The organism is Promicromonospora alba (assembly GCF_042654905.1).
GTDB classification, from domain to species: Bacteria; Actinomycetota; Actinomycetes; order Actinomycetales; family Cellulomonadaceae; genus Promicromonospora; species Promicromonospora alba.
The window spans coordinates 108,889-121,325 of sequence record NZ_JBHSFI010000005.1; the positions used below are offsets into that span (position 1 = coordinate 108,889).

General features: G+C 68.1%; 3 protein-coding genes. All 3 read right to left on the reverse strand.

Annotated elements, in window-relative coordinates; all coding sequences use genetic code 11:
• Positions 1 to 11: 11 nt before the first annotated feature.
• From ACFO6V_RS15545 to ACFO6V_RS15555, 3 genes are read right to left on the reverse strand one after another with little or no spacing between them, the layout of a single operon-like run.
• Positions 12 to 9,050, reverse strand: coding sequence for a colicin E3/pyocin S6 family cytotoxin (locus ACFO6V_RS15545; protein WP_377136737.1), 9,039 nt, complete (start codon positions 9,048 to 9,050; stop codon positions 12 to 14).
• A gap of 23 nt (positions 9,051 to 9,073) precedes the next feature.
• Positions 9,074 to 12,145, reverse strand: a complete 3,072-nt coding sequence (locus tag ACFO6V_RS15550; RefSeq protein WP_377136739.1) for a hypothetical protein — start codon at positions 12,143 to 12,145, stop codon at positions 9,074 to 9,076.
• Between the two features lie 11 nt (positions 12,146 to 12,156).
• Positions 12,157 to 12,300 (reverse strand): hypothetical protein, encoded by a 144-nt coding sequence (locus ACFO6V_RS15555; protein WP_377136741.1) that lies wholly within the window; start codon positions 12,298 to 12,300, stop codon positions 12,157 to 12,159.
• Positions 12,301 to 12,437 lie beyond the last annotated feature (137 nt).

The following is a 12,437-nucleotide window of genomic DNA, read 5'->3' on the forward strand; positions in this document are numbered from 1 at the left end:
GACAACCCAGCTCACGTGACACACTCCCGACCGGCAACCGGCCCCTTGATCTCGGCCCCTGTGTTGGGATCGTACGCACCTAAATGCTTTCCTCGCTTATTATACATCTCAACTTCGCCGTGCTGGGAATCCCATTCAAGGATCGTCTTGCCCGACTCCCAACGCGCCCGAAGCCCACCGCCGTCCTTTACCGCTGTCTTTGGTTTGACCCTCCTAGCCCCAGGGAAACCCGGCAGTTCCTTGGGCGCCGGAACATAGTTGGCATTATGGACCAGTACGCCCTCGTCGCCGACGTGGTAAGTGTGCAAGCCCGCGACAGTGAGGTTGTAAGCGGTCAGATCGTAGCGGCTGATCTGAACCCGCGTAACCGTCAGCGTCGCGTCATCTGCCGTGACGAGCACGTCACCTACCGCGAGGTCGATCGCGTCGATCCACGCGCGCTTGTCCTGGACCCAGAATGGGTGCTCGTCAGTCGCGTCGATCTGCTCCCCATCCGAGAGTTCGATGCCGACCATGGTGTGCAGGCCACCGTGGCGAATCAGGTCGATGACCTTCCGCGAGTCCCGCTCTCCAGTCTCGGGGTCGGTCGCGATTACATGGTCGCCGAGTTCAACCTCCTCGATCGGCTTGCGGGTGCCATCCGCCATAAGGACGAGAGTCCCCGCGTCGAAGCTGTTCGTCCGGCACGTCGCACCGGCAGACTCGACGGCGTCGTCCGCGCCCCTCCCTGCGGCGTTGGCGGCATCGGCAGCGCTCTGGGCGTCACCCTTTCTGATCGCTGACGTGACTGCTTCGACAAGTTCAACGGCAGGTCCCTTGACAAGTTTTGCGAGCTTCCCACCCGGAATGAGCCCGACTCCGAACCAGAAGCAGCCCCAAGCGTCACCCTTGATGCAATTGACCGGATCTTCAGCAAAGACCACGTATGCCGCATCGACTAACGTAGCCAGGCTCTCCTGACTGAACAGATTGCGAGCGTCCTTCAATTGCTGTTCAAGATGAAGTTGTCCCGCAAGCTCGTCGGGGTTCAGACCCGCATAGAAATTGGCAACCCGGGCAGCCTTGACGGCTACACCTAGTTCATAGCCGTCACTATGTCCGAAATACCATTCCTCGCTGCCAAACTGCGTACCGTCACAGGCGGCGTACCGGCAACTCGGGCCGCCCAGCAGCCCGTTGGAGCTCGAAGCGGGTGCAACCGTCCCGCTGCTCATGACCTTGTTGGATACAGGCAGCGCTTCCCACCACAAGCCCGTCGGATCGGAATACGTGATCGGGTTGTTGTTCGCGTAGGCGTACGCGTTCCACTGCTGTGGATCCGCTAGGTCCATGATCGGATCCACGCTCAAGAACCGTCCAACGGTCTCGTCGTACCATCTCGCTCCCACCAGAGTCAGACCAGTGGCATCGTCCCGGACCTTGCCGAGGAACTCGTGGTCACCCGGAGCCGAGTCCTCGCCGCGCTGCTCGCCGAACGGCAGCGTGTAGTGCTTGGCCACGCTCGTGGTGGTCCAGTTCGTGTTGTGCACTGAAGCGAGCGGAGTGCCATGCGGGTCGTTGATCAGCGACGTAACACCACCGAGCCCGTTCGTTGTTCGCATCGCCACGGTCTGCCCGCCGAAGGCGTAGTACCGGGCCGAAGTGACCGTTCCATTGGCAGACTTGGTGATCTCCTGCCCACCCAGGTACACCGTCACCGAGCCGTCGGGCGTAGTCCGCACGAGGCGGTCCCCGTCAGCTGTGTACAGGTTCCGCCCGGTGACAGTCGTCGTCGTACCCGTTCCCCGGTCGGGCCCGGTCCCAGAGGACTGGTCGCCGTCGCTGTCGTCGTCCCCTGAGCCCGGCTCGGGTTCCGGGTACACGGTCGTGGCCGTAGTAGTCGAGGCAAGCTCGCTCTCCTGGTCCCACCCCAGGGACAGCTTGCTGGTCAGGTAGTCGCTGTCCTGTGTCCGGGTCAGCGTCCGGCCTGCGCCGTCATACGTGAACGCCGTTCCGGTGGTCCCGCTGGACCCGTCCGTGGTGATCGACGTGACCGCGTGCGGCCCGGCGAACTCACCCGGGTCGGTCGAGTTGCCGTTCGCGTTGAGGTCCCTGCTGCCCGCGTAGGAGTAGTCCGTCGTGGTGGTCTGGCCACCGTCGATGTCACCCGCGAGTCCGCGGGTTCGGTAGGTCTCGCTCGTTCGGTTGCCGATCGCGTCGTACTCGAACGACGTCCAGTACGGCGCGGTACCACCCAGAGCCGGGATCGACTTCGCCAGCGCGCAGTTGCCGGTAGCCGGAGTCCAGGCCTCGGTCAGTCGGCGCAGCGCGTCGTACTGGTAGCACTGCTGGTCCGCGGCGCGGCCCACCGCGGTCGGCTTGTCCTTGGCGCTGAGGACGTTGCCGGCGTCGTCGTACGCGTACCTGATGTCGAGCTCGGTTCCGCCGATCCGTTCGCGGTCGAGCTTCACGTTCATCAGCCGGCTGGTGCCGACCTCGTAGCTGTAGGACACGACGGTGCCGTAGGTGTTGCCGAGGTCGAGGTAGGACAGTCTGCCGAAGACGTCGGTGCGGCTGGAGGCGACGTACGTGCCCCATCCGAACCCACCGCCCATCCACTCGGCGACGCTCGTCTCGTCGTCGAAGTGGGTGGTCACCGTCTCTTTGCTCAGCCCGCCAGCGCTGGGATAGGTGGTCGACGCAAGCTGACCATCAGCGGTGTAGGTGGCCTTCTGCTCGTAACTGCCCTTCAGGCCGGCCATCTGGGTGGTGTCCGGGATGACGGTCACCGTCCCGGTCGGACGATAGGCCGCGTCGAAGCCAGTCAACGCTGTGATGAACTCCCCGCCACCATCAGCCGCCGGTGCGACACGCGTGGAGCTCGTGACCTGGCCCTTGGCCCCTGGAGGGTTTGCAGGGGCGTGGGAGGTCAGGACGTCGTAGGTCCACTTGGCACGTACCGTGCCCGTTGCTGAGCCCTGCCGGACGACCGTACGGCGGGCGAGCTGGTCGTAGGTGTAGAACAGCTTCTGGTCCGCGCCGTTGACCACAGACGTGACCTGACCCGCTGCGTCGTAGGTCGTCGTCGTCTTACCTGCGTCCGGGTCGACTGCCTCGATCTGGCGGCCGAGCTTGTCATAGGTGTAGGTCCAGGTGTTGTCCTCGGTGTCCAGCACCTTCGACAACCGCCCGGCCTTGTCGTACTTGTACTTCGTGGTCTGCTCGTCTAGGTCCAGAACGCCGGCCAGCGTGCGGACCGACAGGTCCTTGACCGGGTCGCGGAGGAACTGGCTCAGTGCCACGGTCCGGCCACGGGCGTCGACCTTGGTCTGGGTCGGGGTCGCGCCGTCCGGAGGAATAACAGTCGTAGTGGCACCGTCGTAGTACGTGGTCGTGCGCCACCGCTCGTGGGCTGCGTTCGAGATCGTCCCCGTGAACAGGGCCTCAGACCGGACTCGTCCTAGGCCGTCGTAGTTGAAGACCGTCGTGGCGTCCGGCTCGCCGGCCGCACCCACCAGGGTCGTGCTCGGCTTTCCGGTCGCGAACCAGCCTGAGGTGGTGACCCAGACCCGGCCGTTCACGTCGTACTCCGTGTCGGTGATGAGCCGGCCGTTGACGGCTTCCTCATCGCCGTCCAGCGACTCGGTCTGCGTCTGGATCGGCCGCAGCAGGCCGTCGTACAGGGCCACGGACACGTGGTACTTGACCCCGTCCGCGGCGAGCGTCTTGGTGGTCACCGCGTTCACACCCGTGCGCGACGTCGAGTACGCGTACGTGACGTTCGCCGACTCGCCCTGCCGATCCGGATAGTTCACCGACAGCAGGCGACCGGCTGCGTCATAGGTTGCCGTCGTCAGGCGACCGTTCGGGTCGCTCACCCTGGTCGGTACGCCGAGCAGTGGGTGCAGGGTGGTCGTCGACTCGTGTGCGGTCAGGGTGACGCCGTCCCCATCACCGTCGCCCGCACCGTCCGGGTCTGGACTCGTTGTGCTCACGGCCGTGAGCACACCGTCAGGATTCTCGTATCCGGTCTCCGACACCCTGCCCAGCGGGTCGGTCGAGCTGATGACTCGACCTCGGCCGTCATAGGTGGTGCTCACAACCGGGGACTCCGCGCTGAAGGCGCCGACCTTGTCGGTCGTCTTCACACTCGTCGGCAGGCCCTTGGTCGGCTCGGCGTTGTAATCAGCGCCGCTGTCGTACGTGATCTGCGACGCACTGACCACATCCGCCGGCCTGCTCGGCGTGGCGGAACACCGCACGCTGACCGTCTCGGTCGACTTGGGCAGCACCAGGTTCCTGCCCGCGTTGACCGTGTAGTCCGTGGTGGTGCAGAGGTTGTCCGAAGTGTTGTTGTCCTCGGCTGTCTCCGAGTACTCCCCGTAGTCGTCGACCTTGAGAACCTGCCCAGAGGTGCCGTAGTCCGTAACCGTACGGGTGACATGCTCCAGCGTCTCGTCGGCGGTGTAAGAGGCGGTGTAGGTGTCCGTGCGCTTGGTCCGATAGGCAGTCAACAGGTCGCCGTTCCCGGCACTGCCGGTGCTCGCCGTCTGCTCGGCCTCGGGGATGGTGATTGTCTTGGAGACCTCCATCTGCCCGTTGACCACCGTGCTCGTGACTGGCATCCCGGCAAACCGCTCGTGGTCGTTGACGAGGCGGGTGGTGATCGAGTCCAGCGACAGGTCGATGTCCTTGCCAGTTCCCTGCAGGTACCGGGTCCGGGTCTTCGCAGCGACCGAGCTGGACCCCGTTGTGGTGGTGACGGTCAGGTACCCGCGGTTGACCGAGTAGGTGCGGTCCTTCTTCGGCGTCAGGGGGTCGTCGATCCGCGCCCACTCGATCCCGTTGCCGTACGCGTACGAGGTGACGACAGGAACACTGAACGCACCGGTGTTGCCTGGCGACTGGGTCACCTTGGACACCATGTAGGAGTGGAAGTACTCGCTGCGCGGCTCGGGCATGCCCCATGGGTGCCACACCACGGGGAAGCACCGCTGCGCGTTCGCCGACTGGTGCGCGGTCGAGATATAGCCCTGCGCGACGGCGGGATGCGTGCTGGCGGTGCAGTCCGTCGGGGTGTACTCGATCGAGATCGTCGCACCGGTCTCGGTGGTGATCCCCGTGACCCGGATGCGGTTCATGACCGGCAGCCCGTCGTCGACGGTGTCCGCGACGCGACCCGGCAACTGCCGCTCGCCGTCGAACCTGATCGGGTCGAAGACAACGTCGTCCGACGCCGCGCTGCTGGGGCCGTTGGCCGTGCGCTTGATGGCGTCGAGCCACAGGATCCGGCCCGTGCCGTCACCCGGGTCACGCCACGTCTGTGTCAGCGCGACGGTGTCCTTGGCCGTCAGCGTGCCGCCGACGTTCACCTTCGTCACCACGGTCGTGAGGCGCCTGGTCGAGAAGAACGCCGGACTCCGGACGTCCGGGCAGCTGATGTTCGACGAGCACAGCAGGTCCACGGGTGCGTCGTGCCAGCGCACCGCGCCCGCCGTCGTACCGCGGTCGGCGAGCTCACAGTCCGTCGCTGCCACCAGGCAGCGCTCGGCAGTGGCGAAGGCGACCAGGTTCGGAGCGCCGGCTCCGGTGGCGCTCACCGGCTCGGACCCGGCGCGGGTGCCGTAACTGATCCAGTCCAGCGTGCCGCCACGTGTGTAGGAGCGCGTGGCACCCGTGTTGTTGTTCGCGCCGTACCGGTTGGTCTCGCTCTCGTACCGGTAGGTCATCGTGTTGTCCGACATGTCACGGACATAGTCGAGGTTGAACCGCCACCCCATCTGGTGGCTCGATTCCGCGAAGGCGGACTCGTACCCGGGCTCGTTCGGGTGGTTGGAGTACACCGGCACGGTCCAGCGGGAGTTCTGTGCCAGCGTGTCGCCGGAGTACCGCTCGTCCTTGCCGAAGTAGTACCTGGTGCCGTCGGTGGTGGTGACCTCCCAGTACTCCCCCGCCCAGCCCTCGTCGCTCTTGGCGGCATCACCCGTGGGTCGGCCGAACTGCCGCACGCGAGTGCCGTCGTCGGACTCGGGCCGCCACTCGATCGCGCTCGACGTCGTGGAGTCGTCGTCACGGACGAGGGCCGAGGACGTCCCGTTGAACACCAGGAAGGCGTTGTCGCTGTCCCAGCACAGGTCACCGGTCTTGCGGGAGGTGTTGTTCGGGTTCTGCCCGCCGCTGGACTCGTCGCGGTCCTCGGAGCACGGCACGTACCGCCGCTCCACGAAGCCGCTGGTCATGTCCCACCCGTCCCCGACCCACGAGGACTGGTTGTTCGTGCTGGACACCCGCCCGTCCAGGGAGGCGCTCGAGTACCCGATCGCGAGCTCGGGCGAGGGCCCGGCCGCCGGGGACGGAACCTGGATCGGGTACGACCAGCCCAGTGAGCCCGTGCCGCCGCTGACCGACCACGAGGATGCCGACGACAACGGTGTGGCACCCCAGTCGCCGGAGCCAGAACTGGTGCCGGCCGTGACCGCGAAGGTGTCGCCACCGCCCGCCGTGAGCGCGCTCACCTGCGCCTCCGCGGAGGTGCTCTCGTTCGCGCCGGCGCTCTTCTCCGCACCGGCTTCTGCAACGGCCGGGCTGCCGGCGGCAGCCAGGTCGAGCGTCGCCGTCACGGTCCCTTGCTCGGTGTCGTTCGTCGAGTCGACCGGGGTGGGCGAGCACTCCACCAGGTCCGGGGTCGTGGCATGGCACTCCGGGATGCGGACGATGCCGAGACGGCTGGACCAGTCGGCGCCGGCCAGATCGGTGAACCTGTCGTAGTCCACCTGGACCTGCACCTGCCGCACCCCGTTCTCCGGCGGGGCCTCGGCGGACGTGTCGGTGACGTCGAGGAGCACACCGGAGATCCCGGCGCCGACGGCCGCAGCCTGGTCGGCGACCTCGACATGTACCTCTGAGGCGGCCTCAGGCGTACCCGCGGCAGGGGCCGGGGCACCGATCTTCAGCTCGAGCCCGCCCAGTGCACCTTCAGGGACCGCGGTCAGCGTCGCGGGCACGGGGAGGGTGGCCTCGGCGGCATCCGGCGTCTGCTGCACGGGGACGAGCGCCGGGTCCGCGGTCGGCTCCGGCGGAGCAGCCACCGGCGCCGGCGTCGGCGTGGCGGCATCCGGTGCTGCATCGTCAGCGGCCTGCTCGGCCGGGTCGAGGTTCTCCGTACGAGCCGCCAGGTCGGCGCCCTCGGCGTCCGGCGAGACAGCCGGGGGCTCGTACTCGACGGTGAGCTTGGCGTCGTGGCGGTACCGCTTCCACCCCTGGGTCATGTCGGTCTCGTTGAGGGTCACGAGGCCCAGGCTGAGCGTGCCGGTATCGGTCGAGGCCAGGTTCTTGGCGCCCGTCGTCGCGTCGAAGTCGACCCATCCGGCGTTGTCGCACGATTCCCTGTGCGCGACCGTCACGCGGGACAGCTCCGTACCGAACGGGGGAATGCCCCAGTTGTCCCAGGTCGACGCAGCGTCGATCGGCTTCGTGGCGTACAGCCGCACCGTGCGTGCCGTGCAGTCCCAGCTGTGTTCACCGTAGACGCTGAACGTGGCCGACGAGATGGCATCCGGTTCGAGAAGCCCGAGGTGGTCGAGGCCGGCGAACTGCCAGCCGAGCCGGTACCGCTTCGTCTCCCCGCAGGAGGCAACCACCGCGATGTCGCACAGCCCCACGCCCCGGCTGCCCTCGAACATGTACTCGGTGGCATTGACAGCGCCATCGTGCGTCATGATCCACTCGTTGGCCGCAGAGGTAACCGTCGGATCGATCAGCGCGGGGAACACGGTGTCCGGGTCCGAGAGCAGGAAGTCCCGGTCCGGACGGATCCGCACACCGACCGTCGAGGTCTCCGTCGAACCCGCGGAGCCAAAACCACCCGACGTCTCCAGCGGGTCACCGCCCACGGACAGACCGCCCGAGAGGTCGACGCCGGGCGCGGAGGGGCCGCTCGGCACGCCCGTGCCGGAGTCGGCCGACGGCGATGCAGTGGATGCGCCGGTGGTGTGGCGGGCCTTGGCCGGGACGAGGTCTACCGGCATCGACACCTGCTGGTCCCCGTGGAGCGGGGCCGTCGCGCGGGCCGCCGGGTCGCCGGCGTCCTCGCCGCTGATCTGATCCCACCGCGCGGGGGGCGTCGGGCCTGCGGGAGCCTTCGTCTCCCGCTGTGTGGCACCAGCGCTGAACAGACCGGAACCCGCGGCGCTCTCGTCGGGCGCGCCGGATGCAGAGGAGTCCCACATCTTCGGCTCGGGAGCGCGGAAGACGTCCTGTCCGAAGGGGTCGACGACGTCGAAGCCGCCGGCGGCGTTCTGCGTGACGGTCAGGCCCGCCGACGTCGTGACCGGAAAGGTGAGCTCGCCCAGGCCGAGCTGTTCGTCCGCGCGCCGGGCGGCGGCGCGATCGGCCAGCCGCAGCGCCGTGGAGATGCCTGTGCCGTCCTGGTTGATGGTGACGACCAGGTCGGCACCCTTGCCGGCGACCGCAGGATAGGTGACCGTGTCGCCCTCGACGACCGGCTCCGTCAGGTCGAACGGGCTGTCGTAGGTGAGCGCGTGCCCGTCCTTGGTGATCGTCGCGAGCGGCACCCCCTCGGTGCCGTCCGACAGCGTGATCGGGTACACGGGTGCCGCCACGGAGAGCACGCCGTCGGTCGGGTCCGCGTCGACGACCCGGTTCGAGACCGGTCCCCAGGTGCCGCTCACCGCGGTGCGCGAGGCGGTCGCAGTGACCTCCTGGGACACCAGGCCGTCCTCGGTAGCGATGAACGTCGACCACGGGGAGCGGGCCGACGTGATCTCGACGTCCCGCCCGCAGGCGTCCGCCAGCTCGAGCGCCGTGCTCTGGTCCACCGCCGTGCTCTGGCAGTCGACACCCACATGCGGGCCGACCGCGAGCGCCGGCTCCGCGACCAGCGCGAGGGCCAGTCCGCTCGCGACGGTCACCAGACCGGCGCGGCGGGCTCCGGTGCGCCACTGCGACCGAACCCTTCGTGCCGTGGCGACCGTGGCCTTGGTCAGACCGTCACGCATCCGCGCACCCATACCCGTCACCGCTGTCCCCATCTGGCTCGTCAGCTTCCGCACGTCCCTACCCGCTCCTCGTGCGATCACTGGTTCATCTCCTCGGCCGACTTGTCCTTGACGGTCGGGTCCAGCGCGGGGGCCCCGCCCTTGAAGTCGACGTCGTCCGCCCCCTGACACAGCCGGCGGATCTTGTTCTCTGCCAGGACCTGCCCGTCGAAGACCCGGATGTTGTCCACCTGGCCATGCCAGAAGCTGTCGGACACACCCGCGAGGGTGCGGCGGCCCACGTTGAAGGAGCCGGTCGCCGCCCACGGTGCGGTCAGGGTCGAGGTCGAGTCGGCTCGCACGGGTTCTGCCGGTGACGGGATGTCGGGGGTGCCGATCTCGCACACCCACAGTGAGACCTTGTCCGTGTCGGCGTCGTATGCCCCGGTCAGGTGGACCCACTGGCCCCTGACCGGACTGATCCTCGACTGAGCGGCAACATTGGTCAGGTCCGAGGAATCCGACCGGTACATCATCATCGACCAGCAGGGTTGGCTGCCCGTGGCTGCGCACGACGTGCGGTAGCCGAGGGTGAACGCCGGGTTGGTCGTCCCGTTCTGCGAGAGCGCCACGTGTTGCTGGTCCTGCGCGGCCCCCGGGTCCAGCCGGACGTGTGCCGTGACGACGAAGCTCTTGGTGGGAGCGACGACGGCGGGCGAGGAAGCTTGGCCGTTCACCCCGTTGAGCGACAGGGCCCGGTCGCCCGTCCGGGAACCGAAGAGTGAGTGCGGGCCGTTGCCCCAGGTGGTCCCCGAGCCCAGGGTGAGGTTGCGCGGCGTCTTCGATCCAGAGGCGTCGTACGCCGTGGTCCCAGTGCCCTCGTCGAGGCGCCAGAGGCCTGTGGTCTCCGGGTAGCCCACATCGATCCGGTGCTCGCGGTCGGGGAGCTCCGACGGGTTGCCCGCGCGGTCGTACGCACGCACCCACAACGGCTGCGGACCTGAGGTCTTGGGCGTGAACGAGATCGTCGCGGTTCCCGAGGACTGCGCCTTGGCGGTCTTGTCAAGGTTCTGGGACCCGAACGAGTAGGCGTACCTCGCCACGTCGGTCGAACCGTTCGGGCCGAGGCGGAACTTTCCGGTCAGGCCGACGCCGCCGGTCTCCTGTCCGTGCTGATAGGCCGCCTCGATGCCTTCACCCGAGGTGAGGACGGTGACACTGGGCGTGTTCGGCCCGACCGTGTCCACGCCGAACTCGCACCACTGCGACCACGAGCCTTCGCGGCCCGTCGAGTCCTTGGCCAGTGCGCGCCACCTGTAGACGGTGTTGTGGGCCAGCCTCCCCGTCGGTACCTGGATGTGGTGCGTCTTCCGGGAGGGCTGGTAGGAAGACATGTAGGCGCCCCAGACCTGGGTGCTGCTGTTGATCCGCCAGATCTGGAACCGCGCCTTGGTCGCGTTCCCGTCGGGGTCACGGATGTAGACGGACAGCTTGGGGGTCGTGGTGCGCAGCATCGGGCGGTCCGACCCGGTCCTGCACGAGAAGTCCGTCTTGCCGTACCACGTCGTCGGGCTCGTCGGAACGCCCGGGGCGCGGTTGTACGTGATGGAGAGCGTGGCGCGTCCGCTGGTGCCGCCGTTGCCGTCGTTCCGGCCGATGTACCGCTTCCAGCCGGTCATCGTCGTCTCGTTCGCGGAGCGCACGCCCAGGGTGAGCGACGACCAGTTCGACGACGCGACCTTCTTCGCACCTGCCGTGACGTCGAACCCGACCGACCGCACCATGCCGTCACAGTCCGACCGGTGTGTCACCAGCGCCGTATCGAGCCTCGTCGACCAGGACCCGGGGTTGTGCCACGTCGTCGAGCTGCTGACGACGTTCCCGCCGGCCTGGTACACCCAGACGCCGGTCTTGTCGCAGTTGTAGGAGAAGGTGGCGTTGATGTTGAAGACGGCCTTCGTCACGTCCGACGACGACAGGCCTCCCACCCCGCTCAGGCCGCCGAACTCGTAGAGGGTCCGGTGCGTGCTGGTCAGCCCGCACTGGTACCCCGCGTACGGGTCCGGCGCCGAGCACCGGCCGACGCCGGCGTCGCCGTCGAACTGGTACGAGGAGGAGCTGTCCGGCCAGGCGCTGCGGATCGCCGTCACCTCGGAGAGAGTTCCGGACACCGCCAGAGCGGCGAACATCGGAAACGCCGTCGACTCCTCGGCCGCCGCCCTCTCGATCGCGGCGCCGACCGCACCCTCGGTACCGTCGCCGTCGTACACGGGAACTTCGACGACCGCGTCCGGGGTGAGCGGACCTGCCAGCGGGTCCGCCGTGCCGGACAGGGCAGAGGCGGACGGGCTGGCTTCCGCCTCGGAGAACGACGCCGCCCGGGCCGGAGCGGCAGCCGCGCCGGCAGCCTGGTCCGAAGACGCTTCGTCTGCGGGCGCTTCGCCTGGGGGCACTTCAGAGGTCCAGACCAGCGGGCGGGACGACCGGAAGACCTCCGGGTCGCCGCCGTCGGCGTCCGGCTCGGTCGCGTGCGGATCGGTGACGGTGAACGCGCCGTGCTCCCGCGCGACGTCCAGGCCCGCACCGGCGGCGTCCTGGGCGCTCACGCCGAGGCCGAAGTCGGCATCGAGGCCCGCCACGTGCGGGTTGCGCGCAGCCTTCTCGTCCGCGATCCGCAGCACCTGGCTGAAGCCCGAACCGTCAGCGTTCACCGCGACGACCAGGTCGACTCCGGACGGCTTGCCGCCGGTCGACAGGACGTCCGGGTACACGATGCGATCCACGTCGACGACCGGGTCGGTGAGCTCGAAGGGCGCCTCGACATCCACGACCTGACCGTCCGCTGAGGTCATCCGTGCCAGCACGTCCGGCTCGGAGGCGGCATCGTCGCCGCCCGAGGAGAAGCTCATCGCCACCGCGGGCGCGGCGGGGCTCAGGCGGCCGGTCTCGTCCTCGGCGACCGCGGTCTCGATCGGCTCGAAGTCTCCGTCACCGTCCGCGTCCGACGCGTCGGCGCTGCTCCCGACCTCGAGCCGTACCTGCCCCGACGGCTGGCCGAAGAGCGACTGCCAGGGCGTCTTCTCGTCGAGCGCCTCGACCTCGTGCCCACACCGGGCGGCGGTGGCCAGGGCGTCCGCCAGCGTGGGTTCCTCGACGGGACAGTCCAGCACGGGCTCGTCACTCAGGCCATCGCCGACAGCATCCCGTCGGCAGCCCCGGTCGTGACCAGCGCCGAGGCACCCGTCGCGAGCACCACCAGCGCCGTCACCGCTGCTACCGCGCTGCCGGCACGCGTCCGGATCCCTCGCGCCAGACGCTCCCCCACCGCAGATGCTGTTCGGCGCGCCCCACCCATGCCCAAAATATCCACATAGGGGAGATTAGGGGTAAGAAGGGGCCATTCTTACCGAATCACGGGTGAACTATTACCCGCCGAGGGTGAGTTTCGAGTTCGAATGCCGT